General features: G+C 70.4%; 16 protein-coding genes and 1 pseudogene. 9 read left to right on the top strand and 8 right to left on the bottom strand.

Features of this window, described 5'->3' with window-relative positions:
- Positions 1–27: 27 nt before the first annotated feature.
- Positions 28–285 carry a hypothetical protein gene (locus tag SRB5_RS20250; protein WP_323378188.1) on the bottom strand — a complete coding sequence of 86 codons (258 nt, stop codon included), beginning with the start codon at positions 283–285 and terminating at the stop codon, positions 28–30.
- Positions 286–482: 197 nt separating this feature from the next.
- On the opposite strand from SRB5_RS20250, the gene SRB5_RS20245 reads away from it, so the two are divergent.
- Both SRB5_RS20245 and SRB5_RS36605 read left to right on the top strand, forming a co-directional pair.
- Complete coding sequence (locus SRB5_RS20245) at positions 483–2018, top strand: beta-N-acetylhexosaminidase (protein ID WP_153454168.1); 1536 nt, start codon at positions 483–485, stop codon at positions 2016–2018.
- A gap of 143 nt (positions 2019–2161) precedes the next feature.
- Positions 2162–2710, top strand: a pseudogene (locus SRB5_RS36605) (GH25 family lysozyme); the annotation flags it as partial.
- Positions 2711–3028: 318 nt separating this feature from the next.
- Here SRB5_RS36605 and SRB5_RS20235 read toward each other — a convergent pair.
- Positions 3029–3637 (bottom strand): SACE_7040 family transcriptional regulator, encoded by a 609-nt coding sequence (locus SRB5_RS20235; RefSeq protein WP_153454021.1) that lies wholly within the window; start codon positions 3635–3637, stop codon positions 3029–3031.
- A gap of 89 nt (positions 3638–3726) precedes the next feature.
- On the opposite strand from SRB5_RS20235, the gene SRB5_RS20230 reads away from it, so the two are divergent.
- Genes SRB5_RS20230 through SRB5_RS20215 form a run of 4 tightly spaced genes read left to right on the top strand, consistent with a single transcriptional unit; the run spans position 3727 to position 9420 of the window.
- Entirely contained in the window at positions 3727–5346 is a 1620-nt protein-coding gene (locus SRB5_RS20230; protein ID WP_323378186.1) for a carboxyl transferase domain-containing protein, read from the top strand.
- Positions 5347–5354: 8 nt separating this feature from the next.
- A complete protein-coding gene (locus SRB5_RS20225; RefSeq protein ID WP_153454019.1) occupies positions 5355–7310 on the top strand; it encodes an ATP-binding protein in 1956 nt (651 codons plus the stop codon).
- Positions 7307–8248 (top strand): hydroxymethylglutaryl-CoA lyase, encoded by a 942-nt coding sequence (locus SRB5_RS20220; protein WP_153454017.1) that lies wholly within the window; start codon positions 7307–7309, stop codon positions 8246–8248. Before SRB5_RS20225 ends, SRB5_RS20220 begins: the two co-directional genes overlap by 4 nt.
- 2 nt (positions 8249–8250) lie before the next feature.
- Positions 8251–9420: an acyl-CoA dehydrogenase family protein gene (locus tag SRB5_RS20215; protein WP_153454015.1), complete on the top strand. Its 1170-nt coding sequence runs from the start codon at positions 8251–8253 to the stop codon at positions 9418–9420.
- A 55-nt stretch (positions 9421–9475) separates the two neighbouring features.
- Here SRB5_RS20215 and SRB5_RS20210 read toward each other — a convergent pair whose 3' ends face one another.
- Both SRB5_RS20210 and SRB5_RS20205 read right to left on the bottom strand, forming a co-directional pair.
- Complete coding sequence (locus SRB5_RS20210; RefSeq protein ID WP_153454013.1) at positions 9476–9697, bottom strand: DUF397 domain-containing protein; 222 nt, start codon at positions 9695–9697, stop codon at positions 9476–9478.
- Complete coding sequence (locus tag SRB5_RS20205) at positions 9675–10520, bottom strand: helix-turn-helix domain-containing protein (RefSeq protein WP_153454011.1); 846 nt, start codon at positions 10518–10520, stop codon at positions 9675–9677. Before SRB5_RS20205 ends, SRB5_RS20210 begins: the two co-directional genes overlap by 23 nt.
- Before the next feature lie 149 nt (positions 10521–10669).
- Here SRB5_RS20205 and SRB5_RS20200 point away from each other — a divergent pair, with 149 nt between their 5' ends.
- Positions 10670–11071 (top strand): hypothetical protein, encoded by a 402-nt coding sequence (locus SRB5_RS20200; RefSeq protein WP_194292973.1) that lies wholly within the window; start codon positions 10670–10672, stop codon positions 11069–11071.
- Positions 11072–11180: 109 nt separating this feature from the next.
- Positions 11181–11741, top strand: a complete 561-nt coding sequence (locus SRB5_RS20195; RefSeq protein WP_153454009.1) for a GNAT family N-acetyltransferase — start codon at positions 11181–11183, stop codon at positions 11739–11741.
- A 4-nt stretch (positions 11742–11745) separates the two neighbouring features.
- On the opposite strand, the gene SRB5_RS20190 is transcribed toward SRB5_RS20195, so the two are convergent.
- Entirely contained in the window at positions 11746–12084 is a 339-nt protein-coding gene (locus SRB5_RS20190) for an antibiotic biosynthesis monooxygenase family protein (RefSeq protein WP_153454007.1), read from the bottom strand.
- A gap of 160 nt (positions 12085–12244) precedes the next feature.
- Between SRB5_RS20190 and SRB5_RS20185 the strand changes: the two genes are divergently transcribed.
- Entirely contained in the window at positions 12245–12415 is a 171-nt protein-coding gene (locus tag SRB5_RS20185) for a hypothetical protein (RefSeq protein ID WP_228390245.1), read from the top strand.
- A gap of 186 nt (positions 12416–12601) precedes the next feature.
- Here the strand turns inward: SRB5_RS20185 and SRB5_RS20180 are convergent, their stop codons facing one another.
- From SRB5_RS20180 to SRB5_RS20170, 3 genes are all read right to left on the bottom strand, one after another.
- On the bottom strand, positions 12602–12979 hold the full coding sequence (locus SRB5_RS20180; protein WP_228390244.1) for a hypothetical protein: 378 nt from the start codon (positions 12977–12979) through the stop codon (positions 12602–12604).
- Positions 12980–13041: 62 nt separating this feature from the next.
- The gene (locus tag SRB5_RS20175) at positions 13042–13314 is read right to left on the bottom strand and encodes a hypothetical protein (RefSeq protein WP_153454005.1); all 273 of its coding nucleotides are present in this window, start codon (positions 13312–13314) and stop codon (positions 13042–13044) included.
- 32 nt (positions 13315–13346) lie between these two features.
- Entirely contained in the window at positions 13347–17111 is a 3765-nt protein-coding gene (locus SRB5_RS20170) for an ABC transporter ATP-binding protein (protein ID WP_323378185.1), read from the bottom strand.
- Between the last annotated feature and the right edge of the window lie 10 nt (positions 17112–17121).

Genomic DNA, 17121 nt, shown 5'->3' with positions numbered 1-17121 from the left:
CTCGTACGGGCCGGGCCGCGCGGCGGCTCAGCCGTACACGATGCGGCGCAGCTGCCGCTGGGAAAGCTCCGGCGGCGCCACCACCCGTTGCGGGAGCTCGCCGGCGATCCGTTCGAAGATCGCCGCGTTGACCAGGCCCTGACCCTGGAGCTCGCGATGGCGGCGGCGGACGAACTCCTCGGTCGTCTCGTCGAAGTAGGCGAGGACGTCCTGGATCACCCGGGCGGCTTCGCCGCGGTGGAGCGGGGCGCTGCGGACCAGATGATCGATGAGCTCGGTGTGCACCCGTTGATACTGCTGGATGATCACGGCCTTCGCAAGAAATCTGCCCGATATCGGGCAGGGAAGGGTTCTTTCGGGGAGCCAAGTGGTCTACACCTTGACGCCTCCGGGGACAGCCGGTAAGTCCGTACCAAGGTGGATCGGCTGTGGGGAGGGGAACGCCTGTGAGACGGACGCCCGTGCTTGCGGCCGTGCTGCTGATGGTGGCCGGGGCGCTCGGCGCCTGCGCCTCTCCCGGCGAGGAGACCGCCGCCGCCGTCACCCCGGGCGCGTACGACGCGGTGGTCCCGGCGCCCGTCTCGGCGGAGCCCGGCGGGGCGGCGTACGCGATCACCGCGGACACGGTGATACGCGTGCCGGCGGGGGAGCGGGCGACCGGTGACTATCTGGCGGGGCTGTTGCGGCCGTCCACCGGGTATCCGCTGCCGGTGACCGAGGGCGGCGGGACGGACGGGATACGGCTGGCGCTGGACGGCGCCGCGGCGGGGACCTTCGGGGACGAGGGGTACCGGCTGGAGGCGGGCGCCGGGGCCGTAACGATCACGGCGTACCGGCCGGCGGGGCTGTTCTACGGCGTACAGACCCTGCGCCAGCTGCTCCCGCCGGCGGTCGAGGCCCGCACCGTGCGGCCCGGTCCGTGGACGGTGGCCGGCGGGACGATCACCGACCGGCCGCGCTACGCCTACCGGGGGGCGATGCTGGACGTGGCCCGGCACTTCTTCACGGTGGCGGAGGTGAAGCGGTACATCGACGACCTCGCCCCGTACAAGCTGAACCGGCTGCACCTCCACCTCTCCGACGACCAGGGCTGGCGCATCGCGATCGGCTCCTGGCCCCGGCTCGCGGAGTACGGCGGCACGACGGAGGTCGGCGGCGGGGACGGCGGCTCCTACACGCAGGCCCAGTACACCGAGCTCGTCGCCTACGCCGCGTCCCGCGGGCTGACCGTCGTCCCGGAGATCGACATGCCGGGGCACACCGGCGCCGCCCTCTCCTCGTACGCCGAGCTGAACTGCGACGGAAGGGCGCCGCGCCTCTACACCGGGATCCGGGTCGGCTTCACCTCGCTGTGCATCCCGCTGGAGCGGACGTACGACTTCGTGGACGACGTCGTCCGCGAGATCGCCGCGCTCACCCCCGGCCCGTACCTCCACATCGGCGGCGACGAGGCCGACGCCACCAGCCCCGCCGACTACGCCGCCTTCATGGACCGCGTCCAGCCGGTCGTCGCCCGCTACGGCAAGACCGTGCTGGCCTGGCACCAGATCACCGGCGCCCACCCGGCGTCCGGGACGATCGCCCAGTACTGGGGCCGCACCGGCACCGAGGCGGACGTCGTCGCGGCGGCGAACGCCGGCACCAAGGTGATCCTCTCGCCCGCCACCCGCCTCTACCTCGACATGCAGTACGACCGCCGCACGAAGATCGGCCTGCACTGGGCGGGCTACGTCAGCGTCGAGACGTCGTACGACTGGGACCCCGCCGGCTTCCTCCAGGGCGCCCCCGAGAGCGCCGTGGCCGGGGTGGAGGCCCCGCTGTGGACGGAGACCCTCGAGACGCTCGCCGACCTCGAGTACATGGCGTTCCCCCGGATCGCGGGAGCGGCGGAACTCGGCTGGTCACCGGCCGAGACCCACGACTGGGACGCGTACCGCCTGCGCCTGGCCGCCCAGGGCCCGCGCTGGACGGAGCAGGGCATCGGCTACTACCGGGCGCCGGAGGTGCCGTGGGAGTGAGGAAGCCCCCCATACCAGGCGCCCCGCGCCCGGGGGCGCGTACGCCGGAGCCGACCCGCGTGGGGACGGTCGATGTCACCGTGACGGGGTACACCTACAGAGTTCGTACCTGTCCGTGACCGGCGTCCGCCCCCGGAGGTTCTGTGATCAAGGGCATAGACGTCAGCAACCATCAGTCGACGTTTCCCACCGGCGGCTTCGACTTCTGCATCATGAAGGCGACCGAGGGCCGCACCTACACCGACCCCAGACAGTCCGCCCACGCCCGCCGGGCCCGCTCCGCGGGGCTGGTCGTGGGCTTCTACCACTTCCTGTGGCCGGGCAACATCGCCGCGCAGGCACGCTACTTCGTGGACAAGTGCGTCTCCCGCGAGGGCGACGTGCTGGCCTGCGACTGGGAGCGCACCTCCGACGGTACGGCCGCGACCTGCGCGGAGAAGGACGCCTTCCTGCGCGAGGTGAAGCGGCTGAGACCGGACCACCGGGTGCTGCTCTACTGCAGCACCGACTTCTGGCTGAACCGCGACACCACCTCGTTCGCGGGCGACGGCCTGTGGGTCGCGCACTACGGCGTGCCCGCCGGGAAACCGGGCATCCGCGCCGAGTGGCTGATCCACCAGTACACGTCGAGACCGCTCGACACCAACGTGGCGCGCTTCGCATCCCGAGCGGCGATGCGGGCCTGGGCGCAGGAGGATGACATGCCGCTGACCGACACCGACGCGAAGAAGGTCTGGAACACCGACTTCGTGAAGGCCCCCGTGGAGAATCCGGACAACCCCACCTGGACTCCGGCGAGCTATCTGCGGGACACCAATCTGCGCGCCCGCGCCGTCCAGGAGAAGCTGGCCGACCTGACGGAGATAGAGCTCACCGCGGAGCAGATCACCGCCCTCGCGGCGGCGCTGGCGGAGCATCCGGGGCTGGTCGACCAGCTCGCGGAGAAGATCGCCGAGAAGGTCGCGGCCCGGCTGGCCTCCGTGCCCGCGCAGACCAACCCGTAGGGCCTCCTACGAACCGCCGGCCGCCGTCGCACCCGCGGCGGCGGCCGCGAACGCTCCCCGGGCCAGCCGGTGCAGCAGCAGCGCCGTCGCGTCCCGCCCCGGGAGGCTGGCGCGCGGGCTCAGATGCGGCGTCGAGTTCAGCAGGCCGAACACCGCGTGCACCGCCGTACGGGCCTCCGCGTCGCCCAGCCCCGGATACACCTCGCGGACCACGGCCACCCACTGCTCCACGTACTGCCGCTGCAGCTGACGCACCAGCTTGCGGTCCTCGTCGCGCAGCCGGTCCAGCTCCCGGTCGTGCAGGATGATCAGCGGCCGGTCGTCCAGCGCGAAGTCGATGTGCCCCTCGATCAGCGCGTCCAGCAGCGCCTCGCCCGACGCGTCCGCCGCGCGGTGGCGCCCCGCGGCCAGCAGCCGCTCGCTGATGCCCACCAGCAGCTCCGCCAGCATGGCGTCCTTGCCGGGGAAGTGCCGGTACAGCCCGGGGCCGCTGATGCCGACGGCCGCCCCTATCTCGTCCACGCCCACGCCGTGGAATCCGCGCTCGGCGAAGAGGCGGGCGGCTTCCCTCAGGATCTGCTCGCGGCGCGTGAGCGCGGGGACCTCGGTGCTCATGGTTCCATCCTAGACAGGTCGGTTAATGCTCGTTAACCTGACGGTGTTACGTTAACGCTCATTAACCGATCTGCGTAAGGGGCCCCTCAGTGGACCAGGACGCACCCGTCCTCGGGACCGCCGCCGACCCGGCGTCCGAGGCCTGGCGGGCCAACGAGGCCGCGCACCGGGCGCTCGTCGGCCAGCTCCACGAGAAGCTGGCGGCGGCCCGCCGCGGCGGCGGCGAGAAGGCCCGCGACCGCCACACGGCCCGCGGCAAGCTCCTCCCGCGCGACCGCGTCGACACCCTCCTCGACCCCGGCTCCCCGTTCCTGGAGCTGGCCCCGCTGGCCGCCGACGGGATGTACGGCGACGCCGCCCCCGCCGCCGGGATGATCACCGGCATCGGTCGGATCTCGGGCCGCGAGTGCGTGGTCGTCGCGAACGACGCCACCGTCAAGGGCGGCACGTACTACCCGATGACGGTCAAGAAGCACCTCCGCGCCCAGGAGGTGGCGCTGGAGAACCGACTGCCGTGCGTGTACCTCGTCGACTCCGGCGGCGCCTTCCTGCCCATGCAGGACGAGGTCTTCCCCGACCGCGAGCACTTCGGCCGGATCTTCTACAACCAGGCCCGGATGTCCGGCGCCGGCATCCCCCAGATCGCCGCCGTCCTCGGCTCCTGCACGGCCGGCGGGGCGTACGTCCCGGCCATGTCGGACGAGGCGGTCATCGTCCGCAACCAGGGCACGATCTTCCTCGGCGGCCCCCCGCTGGTGAAGGCCGCCACCGGCGAGGTCGTCACGGCGGAGGAGCTGGGCGGCGGCGAGGTCCACTCCCGTACCTCCGGCGTCACGGACCATCTCGCGGAGGACGACGCGCACGCGCTGCGGATCGTCCGCAACATCGTCGCCACGCTGCCGGAGCGGGGCCCGCTGCCCTGGTCCTCGCGGGCGGCCGTGGAGCCGAAGGTCGACCCCGCCGGGCTGTACGGGGCCGTGCCGGTCGACTCGCGTACCCCGTACGACAGCCGCGAGATCATCGCCCGGCTCGTCGACGGGTCCCGCTTCCAGGAGTTCAAGGCCGAGTTCGGTACGACGCTGGTCACCGGCTTCGCCCGGATCCACGGCCACCCCGTGGGCATCGTCGCGAACAACGGCATCCTTTTCTCCGAGAGCGCCCAGAAGGGCGCCCACTTCATCGAGCTGTGCGACCAGCGCGGCATCCCGCTGCTGTTCCTGCAGAACATCTCCGGCTTCATGGTCGGCCGCGACTACGAGGCCGGCGGCATCGCCAAGCACGGCGCCAAGATGGTCACCGCCGTCGCCTGCACCCGGGTGCCGAAGCTGACGGTCGTCGTCGGCGGCTCGTACGGGGCGGGCAACTATTCGATGTGCGGCCGTGCGTACAGCCCCCGCTTCCTGTGGATGTGGCCGAACGCCAAGATCTCCGTGATGGGCGGCGAGCAGGCCGCGTCCGTGCTGGCCACCGTCAAGCGCGACCAGCTCGAGGGGCGCGGCGAGACCTGGCCGGCGGAGGACGAGGAGGCGTTCAAGGCTCCCGTGCGCGCGCAGTACGAGACGCAGGGGAACGCGTACTACGCCACCGCCCGGCTCTGGGACGACGGTGTGATCGACCCCATGGAGACCCGCCAGGTGCTGGGTCTGGCCCTGACCGCCTGCGCCAACGCGCCGCTCCGGGACCCGGAGTTCGGCGTCTTCCGGATGTGAGGATGACGATGTTCGAGACAGTTCTCATCGCCAATCGCGGCGAGATCGCGGTCCGGGTCATCCGCACGCTCCGGTCGCTGGGCGTGCGTTCGGCGGCCGTCTTCACGGACGCGGACGCCGCGGCGCTGCATGTGCGGGAGGCGGATACGTCGGTTCGTATCGCCAGTTATCTGTCTTCCGAGGAGCTGGTTCGGGCCGCTGCTTCGGTGGGAGCCCAGGCCGTTCATCCCGGCTACGGCTTCCTCGCGGAGAACGCTTCGTTCGCCCGGGCCTGTGCCGACGCCGGGCTGGTCTTCCTCGGCCCCCCGGCCGAGGCGATCGAGCTGATGGGCGACAAGATCCGCGCCAAGGAGACCGTACGGGCGGCCGGGGTGCCGGTCGTGCCGGGGTCCTCCGGGAGCGGGCTGACGGACGCCGAGCTGACGGGGGCCGCGCGCGAGATCGGCGTTCCGGTGCTGCTCAAGCCCTCCGCGGGCGGTGGCGGCAAGGGGATGCGGCTGGTGCGGGATCTGGCCGTGCTGCCCGAGGAGATCGCGGCGGCGCGGCGGGAGGCGCTGGGGTCCTTCGGGGACGACACGCTGCTGGTGGAGCGGTGGATCGACCGGCCGCGGCACATCGAGATCCAGGTGCTGGCGGACGGGCACGGGAACGTCGTGCACCTCGGTGAGCGAGAGTGCTCGCTGCAGCGGCGGCATCAGAAGATCGTCGAGGAGGCGCCGTCCGTCCTGCTGGACGAGGCGACCCGGGAGGCGATGGGTGAGGCCGCCGTGCAGGCGGCTCGGTCCTGCGGGTATGTCGGGGCGGGGACGGTGGAGTTCATCGTTCCGGGGTCGGATCCGTCCGCGTACTACTTCATGGAGATGAACACCCGGCTTCAGGTCGAGCATCCGGTGACCGAGCTGGTCACGGGGCTGGATCTGGTCGAGTGGCAGCTTCGGGTGGCGGCTGGGGAGCCGCTGCCGTTCACGTCCGTTCCGTTGACCGGGCACGCCATCGAGGCGCGGATCTGCGCCGAGACGGCCCGGGTCAGCGGTGACCGGGTGGACTTCCTGCCGTCCGCCGGTCGTGTACGGCTGCTTCGGGAGCCGTCGGGGCCGGGGATCCGGGTGGACTCCGGGCTGTACGAGGGGTGCGAGGTCGGGACGGCGTACGACCCGATGCTGGCCAAGGTCATCGCGTACGGGCCCGATCGCGCCACGGCGCTGCGGCGGCTGCGGGCCGCCCTCGCGGGGACGGTGGTGCTGGGGGTCGATACGAACGCCGGGTTCCTGCGGCGGTTGCTCGGTCTGCCTGCCGTCGGCGCCGGGGAGTTGGACACGGGGCTGGTCGATCGGGAGGCCGCGGGGCTGGTGCCGGGGGAGGTGCCGGGGGAGGTGTACGAGACGGCTGCCCTGCTGGCGGAGGATGCGCTGACGCCTTCGCCCGGTGGCTGGGTGGATCCCTTTGCGGTGCCCTCCGGGTGGCGGATGGGCGGGACGCCGGTGCCGATACGGCACGAGCTGCGGGTGCCGGGGCATGAGCCGGTGACGTACACGGCCTCGGGGGTGCTCGCGCGGGACGGCTCCACGGCGGTCACGGAGCTGGACGGGGTTGTTTTCCGGTTCGCCGTGGCGCCCAGCCCCGAGGGGTGGCTGCTGGGGCGGGACGGTGACGCCTGGCACGTACAGGGCTACGACCCGATCGCCGCCCGGGGGTCGGCCGCGGCGTCGGGGGCGGACGCGCTGACGGCGCCGATGCCGGGGACGGTGACGGTGGTCAAGGCCGCCGTGGGGGAGCACGTCGCGGCGGGGCAGAGCCTGCTGGTGGTGGAGGCGATGAAGATGGAGCACGTGATCTCCGCGCCGCACGCCGGGACGGTCACGGAGCTGGATGTGAGCGCGGGCTCGACCGTGGCGATGGACCAGGTGCTGGCGGTGGTCCAGCCGGACGAGTCGGACTCGTCGGACGAGGAGGTCTCCGAATGACGACGACCCTGCCCATGCGGTTCCCCCGGGAGGGTCTGCCGTCCCGGGTCCGGATCCACGAGGTGGGCCCGCGCGACGGGCTGCAGAACGAGAAGGGGCAGGTCCCGACCGACGTCAAGGCGGAGTTCATCCACCGGCTGGCGGCGGCGGGGCTGACCACGGTCGAGGCGACGAGCTTCGTCCACCCCAAGTGGGTGCCGCAGCTCGCCGACGCGGAGTCGTTGTATCCGCGACTGTCGGACATCGAGGGCGTCCACCTGCCGGTCCTCGTCCCCAACACCCGCGGCCTGGAGCGGGCGCAGGCGCTGGGCGCCACCCGTATCGCGATCTTCGCCAGCGCCACGGAGACCTTCGCCCAGCGGAACCTCAACCGCTCGGTCGCCGAGTCGATGGCGATGTTCGAGCCGGTGGTGGCCGCCGCGAAGGAGGCCGGCAGCCACGTCCGCGGCTACCTCTCCATGTGCTTCGGCGACCCGTGGGAGGGCGCGGTCCCCGTCCCGCAGGTTGTCGCCGCCTGCCGCCGGCTGCTCGCCATGGGCTGCGACGAGCTCAGCCTGGGCGACACGATCGGCGTCGCCACCGCGGGCCACGTCCAGGAGCTGCTCGCCGCCCTCAACGAGGCCGGCGTCCCCACGCCCGCCCTCGGCGTCCACTTCCACGACACCTACGGCCAGGCCCTGGCCAACACCCTCGCCGCCCTCCAGCACGGCGTGACCACCGTCGACGCCAGCGCGGGCGGCCTGGGCGGCTGCCCGTTCGCGAAGAGCGCCACCGGAAACCTCGCTACCGAGGACCTCGTCTGGATGCTCCAGGGCCTCGGCATCGACACCGGCGTCGACCTGGACGCCCTGGTGGCCACCAGCGCCTGGATGGCCGGCGAACTCGGCCGCCCCAGCCCCTCCCGCACCGTGATCGCTCTCTCCCACAAGGAGTCCTGAACATGTCCCTCGACCACCGACTCGACCCCGAGCTGGAGGAACTCCGCCGTACGGTCGAGGAGTTCGCGCACGACGTCGTCGCCCCCAAGATCGGCGACTACTACGAGCGGCACGAGTTCCCGTACGACATCATCCGCGAGATGGGCCGCATGGGCCTGTTCGGCCTGCCGTTCCCCGAGGAGTACGGCGGCATGGGCGGCGACTACCTCGCCCTGGGCCTCGCCCTGGAGGAGCTGGCGCGCGTCGACTCCTCGGTCGCGATCACCCTGGAGGCGGCGGTGTCGCTGGGCGCGATGCCCATCCATCTCTTCGGCACGGAGGAGCAGAAGCGCACCTGGCTCCCGAAGCTGTGCTCGGGCGAGATGCTGGGCGCCTTCGGCCTGACGGAGCCGGGCGCGGGCTCGGACGCGGGGGGTACCCGTACGACGGCACGACTGGACCCGGACACCGACGAGTGGGTGATCAACGGCTCCAAGTGCTTCATCACCAACTCCGGTACGGACATCACGGGCCTGGTCACGGTGACGGCGGTGACGGGCACCCGCGACAACGGCCGCCCGGAGATCTCCGCGATCATCGTCCCGTCGGGCACCCCCGGCTTCACGGTCGCGGCCCCGTACTCGAAGGTCGGCTGGAACGCCTCGGACACCCGCGAGCTCTCCTTCGACGAGGTCCGCGTCCCCTCGGCGAACCTCCTCGGCGAACGGGGCCGCGGCTACGCCCAGTTCCTCCGCATCCTCGACGAGGGCCGCATCGCGATCGCGGCCCTGGGCACGGGCCTGGCGCAGGGCTGCGTGGACGAGTCGGTGAAGTACGCGAAGGAACGCCACGCGTTCGGCCGCCCGATCGGCGTCAACCAGGCGATCCAGTTCAAGCTGGCGGACATGGAACTGAAGGCCCACACCTCCCGCCTCGCCTGGCGCGACGCGGCGTCCCGCCTGGTCCACGGCGAACCCTTCAAGAAGGAAGCCGCCCTGGCCAAGCTGTACTCCTCGACGATCGCGGTGGACAACGCCCGAGAGGCGACGCAGATCCACGGCGGCTACGGCTTCATGAACGAGTACCCGGTGGCCCGCATGTGGCGCGACTCGAAGATCCTGGAGATCGGCGAGGGCACGAGCGAGGTCCAGCGGATGCTGATTGCCCGCGAGTTGGGGCTGCCGGTGGCGTAACGGCTGTGTGACTGACGGCCCCGGTCGTGGGTGACTGGGGCCGTCGGCGTTTTCCTCAGACCGAGAATTCTCCGCGCTTTATGGCTTCGATGAAGGAACTCCAGCCATCCGCGCGGAACATGAGGGCGGGACCGTGCGGGTCCTTGGAGTCACGTACCGGGATGGCGCCGGGATACTCCTCGGAGATCTCAACGCAGTTCTGATTCTCGGACCCACTGTATGACGACTTGCGCCACGAGGCGATTACGGAGGCGTCAGGAATGCTGGCAGGGCTCATCAGCGTACCCCTTTAGATAGCTGCGAATCAGCTTGAGTGACTCGCTTGCCGGAAGAGCTTTTGAGCGCCCGATGTCAAAACGCTCGACAAGCTCAAGTACCTTCTGCGGGGATTCTACTGGCTCACCCGAGGCAAAGCTCTCGACCAGAGCCACTGTTGAGCCGTTCCGCAAGGTCAGCAGGGTCAGGCTGCCGCCGAGCATGGGATGCAGCGCTTGGCTGAAGGGCAGCACCTGAATGGAGATATGCGGCTTTTCGGCCATCTTGAGAAGATGGTCGAGTTGTGCGCGCATGGTATCCCTGCTGGCTGTTGGTCGCTTCAGTGCGGTCTCGTCAATGATCGCCCAATAATGAGGCGGCGAGTCGCCGTTGAAGAGGCGCTGACGGCTCATGCGGGCCGTGACGCGCGCATCCAGCTCGTTCGTGGCCTCGGCGGTTGGGTCCAGTCGGAAGCACTCACGCGTGTACTCCTCGATCTGCAGGAGCCCAGGGATGCTGCTGCTGGTGAAGACCTGGATCCGGACGGCGTCCTTCTCTTGCTCGACGAAGCTGCGACTGTATTCGGCGATCATGTTGTCGTGTGCGAGGTCGAGGAGTTCCTGGAAAAGATCGTCGGAGTTGAAGTGAGTATCGAACATGACCGCCAGAGCCTGTGACGGCAATTGTTCCCCTCGCTCGACGCGACTGATGTACGTGTGCGGGTACCCAATGATTTCGGCGAGCCCGCGCTGAGAAAGTCCTTCGCTTTCCCGAAGTCGACGCAAGCGGCGTCCGAGCAGTACTCGGGGAGTGATCCTACCCTCATGTTCGATGGTGAGTTCCATTGGTCGAACACCTCTTCAATCCGTCGTCCACAATGGCCCGCTGGTGACAGGCCAACTGTGTACGGGGAGTTCCCTCTCGGACAAGGTGATAACCAACCGCCCATAAATCCGGCGAAGATATCGCCCACGGATCCCGGAGGTCCCCCACGATGTGGCTCAACTCCCAGCAACTCCGCCTCCTCCCCTGGTCCGACCCCACAGGCCGCCCCTGCTACCTCCGCTCAAGCACGGGCACGGGCTACGTCTCCCGCCTCGCGGACCGGGTGGAGGCCGAACAGCTCGACACGGCCTCGGAGTTCATCGCCTACGCGGCCGAACTCCTGAACGACGACGACCCCCAACAGGAAGACCTCGTCTACCTGGCCGGCGGCCTCACCGATTCCCTCCGCAACGCCTTGCGTATCGCCGAGAGCCGAGGCAACCGCCTCACCCCGGCAGACGCCGAGCTGCAACTCGGGGAAGCAGATGGCCCCAAGGACACCCGAGCCACACACGACGCCGACGACGAGCACTCCGGGCTCGGCGCGGTGAGCTCCCGCAGACCCTCCTGAAGCTGAGAACCGGATCCACGGCGGAGACGAACGGTTCCGCGAAGCAATACGAGGTATGTCAACTCGAAAAACGGTGGCAGCTCCGCCCGCTCGTGGTGAGGATCGCGGTATGACCGACTTCCTGGAGACCGACCGGCTCGTCCTGCGTGCGTTCACCACGGCCGACGTCGACTATCTGTTCGCCCTGGACAGCGATCCCGAGGTCATGCGCTACATCAACGGGGGCCGGCCCACCACGCGCGAGGCGGTGGAGACGGACGTCCTGGCGTGGATCCTGCACGACTATCCGTGCTGGGGGACCCGTGGTTACTGGGCGGCGGAGGAGAAGGCCGCCGGGACCTTTCTGGGGTGGTTCGAGTTCCGGCCCATCGAGGAGTCCGATCCCTCCGTGGTCGAGCTCGGGTATCGGCTGAACCGGGCCGCCTGGGGGCACGGGTACGCCACGGAGGGCTCGCGGGCGCTGATCGACAAGGGCTTCGCGGAGCTCGGGGTCGAGCGGGTCACGGCGAACACCATGGTCGTCAACAGCCGGTCCCGGCGGGTGATGGAGAAGGCCGGGCTGTCGTTCGTCCGGGTCTTCATCGCGGACTGGCCGGAGTCGATTCCGGGTGACGAGCACGGTGACGTCGAGTACGCGGTCACCCGGAGCGATTGGGAACGGCGGAGGTAGGCCCCTACTCGCGCTCGAAGCTGTAGCTCCGCTCCACCTTGCCGATGTGGAGGCTGTACGCGTCGTACCACTGCTCGCGCCCCCGCCGCTGCGCGCTCTGGTGTTCGGCGTTCTGCCGCCAGGCCGTGAGGGACTCCTCGTCGCGGAAGTACGCGACCGTGATGCCGATGCCGCCGGGCGTGCGCGCGGACTCGTAGCCGAGGAAGCCGGGGATCTGCTTGACGATCTCCTGCATGTGTTCGGAGGTCTCGGCGTAGCCCTCGGGGTTGTCGGGTCGGAGGGAGGTGAAGACGGCGGTGTAGTAGGGCGGTTCGAGATCCGCCACGAGACGCGAGGTGGTCATGACGCCCACCCTCGGTGACGGGGCAATTCAATGTCCAGAAGGGAAGTCGAAAGGGATACAAGCCTTTACCCGAGGTCCAACGGCCGATCCGCTGCCAGTCACCGCTCGCCGAACAGCGCAGCGTCGGCTACTGGAAATCCCGCGACAAAGAGGAGGCACCATGACCGAGTACACCCGCTGGCAGGACATCCGAGCCGAGTACGCCGCCCGCGCCGGCGGTGAAGAGGCCGTGGCCGAAGGCAAGCGGGAGCTGCTTGCCGAGTGCATGGGGGTCACCCAAAAGCGCGTGTCCCAGGTCGACCAGGTGGGGATTGCGGGCCAGGATTCCTGACCCCCTACGCCGGTACCTTTGGCAGGCCGCTGAACCAGGCCATCTCTTTCGATGACGGTGATGTCGCGGCAATCGCCCGAGCAACCCGAGGAGTCGGTGAGGCTTCACGAGCCCACTGTCTGCATCGGCTCGGGCGTGGCTCCGTTTCCGATACGGGACGCCAATGAGGTGTGTCCCGCGTTGCTCTCAAACCTTCTGGATGTGGACCGGGTGATCCGTGAGGAGCTGAGTCATGTCATCCGTGTCGGAGGTGAGGACGGTGACCTGGGTGCCTGCCGCGGCCTCTCGTGCGGCTACGGCTGCCAGGACGGCGTCGATGGCGTACTTGTGACCGTGCAGGCCAGCCGTCTTCAGCAGCACTCGTGCTGTTGTGATCAGTTGGTCGTCGGTGTGGACGATGCGGATCCGCGACAGGGTCCAGCTCCACAGTGCTTGGCTCCACCTTTCGCGCGGGTCCCACGCCTCCAGAGTCGTCAGCGCCGAGGTGACGATGGGGACGTCCCGCCGAGGAGCTGCCTTCACCAGCGCGGCCATCTCGCTGTCGCCCCGGACCGTCTTGGACAAGGCCTCACAGCCGAAGACGAAGGCGCGCTGTCGGGGCTGCGTTACTGCCCGGCAGGGGCGGCTCACGCGGCCTCGCTGCGGTGGGGTTCCTGCTTCTGCCCGTCGTGCCAGGCGTCCATTTCGGCGATGCGGTCCAGGGCGGCCTGGTAGTCGTCGTCCGTGACGGGGCCGTGCTCCTCCTCGAGCCGGTCGGCCAGCTCGCGCAGGCGGTCCATCTCGTCCTGGTGAGCGGCGGCAGCCGCGATGTATGCCGACACCCCGCGGGAGTCGACACGACCCTTGATCGATTCCACGAGCTCTTCCGGCACGGTGATCGTGATCTTCCGAGTTGCCATACTTGAAGTATGGCATAGTCTTGTCGCCCCTTCTACGCCCCCACCCCCGCCGGCTCCCCCAGATACGTCCGCCACAGCTCCGCGTAGTGACCCTCCCGCGCCAGGAGGTCGTCGTGTGTGCCGTCCTCCACCACGCGGCCGTGGTCCAGGACCACCACCCGGTCCGCGCGGGCCGCCGTCGTGAGGCGGTGGGCCACCACCAGCGTGGTGCGTTTTACCGCGAGGCGGTCCGTCGCCTGGTTGACCAGGGCCTCCGTCGCCAGGTCGAGGGCCGCCGTGGCCTCGTCGAGGAGGAGGATGTCCGGGTTCACCAGCTCCGCCCGGGCCAGGGCTATCAGCTGGCGCTGGCCCGCCGAGAGGTTACGGCCCCGCTCCGCCACCTCGTGGAGATAGCCGCGCGGGAGCGTCGCCACCATCGCGTGCGCGCCCACCGCTCGCGCCGCCGCCTCGACCTCCGCGTCGGAGGCGTCGGGGCGGCCGTAGGCGATCGCGTCGCGGATCGTGCCGGGGAAGAGATACGACTCCTGCGGGACGACCCCCAGATGGTGGCGGTACGCCGTGAGGTCCAGGTCCCGCAGGTCCGTGCCGTCCGCCAGGACCGCGCCCGACGTGGGGTCGTAGAACCGCGCCGCCAGCTTGACCAGCGTCGACTTGCCCGCGCCCGTCTCACCGACGAACGCGACCGTCTGGCCCGCGGGGATCGTCAGGTCCAGGCCGCTCAGGGCGTTGTCCCCGGAGCCCTGGTAGCCGAAGGACACGTCCGCGAACGTCAGCTCGCCCTTCAGCGACGGCACCGGGAGGGGCGCGGCGGCGGCCGGGGTGGACGTCTCCTCGACCAGCAGCTCCTGGATCCGCTTCAGCGACACCGCCGCCTGCTGGTAGCCGTCGAACACCTGCGACAGCTGCTGCACGGGGGCGAAGAACAAGTCGATGTACAGCAGATACGCCACCAGCGCGCCCGCCGTCAGCGTCCCCGCCGCCACCCGGTCCGCGCCCATCGCCAGCACGCCCGTCGCCGCGATCGTGGCCAGCAGCTGGACGAACGGGAAGTACACGGATATCAGCCACTGCCCCCGCACCCGCGCCTGCCGGTAGCTGTCGCTCCGGTCCGCGAACCGCTCCGTCCCCCCGGTCTCCCGGCGGAACGCCTGCACGATCCGCAGACCCGCCACGGACTCCTGCAGATCGCCGTTGACCACGCTGACCCGCTCACGCGCCAGCTCGTACGCCTTGACGCTGTGGCGGCGGAAGAAGACCGTCCCGACGATCAGCGGCGGCAGCGTGGCGAACACGACCAGCGCCAGCTGGATGTCGATGACCAGCAGCGCCACCAGGATGCCGAAGAACGTGAGCAGGCTGACGACCGCCGTGACCAGTCCCGTCTGCAGGAACGTCGACAGCGCGTCGACGTCCGTCGTCATCCGGGTCATGATCTTGCCGGTGAGATGCCGCTCGTAGTAGTCGAGCCCCAGCCGCTGGAGCTGCGCGAAGATCTTGACGCGCAGCGCGTACAGCACCCGCTCGCCCGTCCGCCCCGTCAGCCGCGCCGAGCCGATCTGCGCCGCCCACTGCCCCACGACCACAGCGAGCGCGAGCAGCGACGCCGCCCACACGGCGCCCAGCGACAGCTTCGTCACGCCCTCGTCGATCCCGTGCCGGATGAGGACCGGCAGCAGCAGCCCCGCGATCGCGTCCACCGCGACCGCCCCCAGCGCCAGGGCCAGGGGGAACCCGAAGCCGCGCAGCAGCCGCCGCAGCCCGTACGACTCCTCCGCCCGCTCGGCCCCCGCCTCGTCCACGGACGGGGTGTCCGTGGCCGGCGGCAGCGCGGCGACCTTCGCCAGCAGCTCCGGCGACGCGGGGGAGCTGGCCAGCATCCCGGCGAAGCCCGAGGGGTCGCCGGCGGAGGCGGAGGTGTTCGCCGAGCCACCCGCCTTGTCACCCTCGGACGGGGTACGTATCCACAGCTCCGGCGTGATGCCGTCGACGACGGCGGAAGCGGAGGCCGCGGCCTGACCCGCCGGGTCCTGCTCCAGGTTCGCCAGCTCGTCCGGATGCGTCAGCAGCCTCCGGTACAGCGGGCAGCGGGCCTCGAGCTCCTCGTGCGTGCCCACGTCCACCAGCCGGCCCGCCTCGAGCACCGCGATGCGGTCCGCGAGCGCCAGCGTCGACTGGCGGTGCGCGATCAGCAGCGTCGTACGGCCCGCCATCACCGTGCGCAGCGCCTCGTGGATCTCGTGCTCGATCCTGGCGTCGACCGCCGACGTGGCGTCGTCCAGCAGCAGCAGCCGGGGGTCGGTGAGGATCGCGCGGGCCAGGGCGACGCGCTGGCGCTGGCCGCCGGAGAGCGTCATGCCCTGCTCGCCGACCACCGTGTCGTACCCGTCCGCCAGCTCGCGGACGAAGCCGTCCGCCTGCGCGGCCTTCGCCGCGGCCTCCACCTCGGCGTCGGTGGCGTCGGGGCGGCCGTACGCGATGTTGTCCCGTACGGACTCGGAGAACAGGAAGCTGTTCTCCGGGACCAGCCCGATCGCCGCCCGCAGCGAGGTCAGTGTCAGATCGCGGACGTCCTCGCCGCCGACGCGGACCGCGCCGGAGGTGACGTCGTAGTAGCGGGGGAGGAGCAGCGACAGCGTGGACTTCCCGCTGCCGGAGGCGCCGACCACGGCGACCGTCTCGCCGGGCTCGATGCGCAGGGAGAAGTCGGAGAGCACCGGGTGCCCGGGGTCGTACCCGAAGGAGACGTGGTCGAACTCGACCACCGCGTCCGCCGTCGCGCCCAGCTCGTGCGCGTCCGGGCGCTCGTCGACCTCGGGCTCGGTGTCGATCAGGTCGAAGACCCGCTCCACGCCCGCGCGCGCCTGCTGGCCCACGGTCAGCATGACGGCGAGCATCCGGACGGGGCCGGTGAGCTGGGCCAGATAGGTCGAGAACGCGACGAACGTACCGAGCGTGACCTGCCCCTTCGTCGCCATCCAGCCGCCGAGCGCCAGCATCGCGACCTGGCCGAGGGAGGGGACGGCCTGCAGGGCCGGGGTGTAGCGGGCGTTCAGCTTGACCGTACGCAGCCGGGCCGCGAACAGCACCCGGCTGACGGCGCGCAGCTTGCCCGTCTCCTGCGTCTCCTGCCCGAAGCCCTTGACCACGCGCACGCCGCCCACGGCCCCGTCGACGACGGAGGCCACGGCGCCGGCCTGCTGCTGGGCGTACCAGGTGGCGGGGAAGAGCCGGGTGCGGCTGCGGGAGGCTATCCACCACAGCAGCGGGGCCACGGCCAGCGCGATCACGGTCAGCAGCGGTGACAGCACGAACATGACGACCAGCGAGACCAGGAACAGCAGCACGTTCCCGATCATCATCGGGACCATGAAGAGCAGGCCCTGCACCAGCTGCAGATCCGTGGTGCCCCGTCCGACGACCTGCCCGGTCGACAGCTCGTCCTGCCGGCGTCCGTCCAGCCGGGTGATGGAGTCGAACATCTCGGTCCGCAGATCGTGCTGCACGTCGAGGGCGAGCCGCCCGCCGTAATAGCGCCGGACGAACGTCAGCGCGTACACGGCGACCGCCGACAGCACCATCAGCGCCGCCCAGGGGGCCAGCTCGCGGCTGTCGCCCACGATCACGTCGTCGATGATCAGCTTCGGGATCAGCGGGACCAGGGCCATGATGGCCATCCCGGCCAGGGAGGCCCCGAGGGACAGCGCCACATTGCGCCGGTAGCGCGCGCAGTAGCCGACGAGCCGCCGTGCCCAGCCCTCGCCGTCGTCCCCCGCTGCGCTGCCCTGCTCCGCCGCCACCGGCAACCTC

Source organism: Streptomyces smaragdinus (assembly GCF_009604385.1).
Taxonomy (GTDB): Bacteria; Actinomycetota; Actinomycetes; order Streptomycetales; family Streptomycetaceae; genus Streptomyces; species Streptomyces smaragdinus.
Note: the sequence above shows the minus strand (reverse complement) of the source record. Positions and strands in the feature narration are given on the sequence as shown.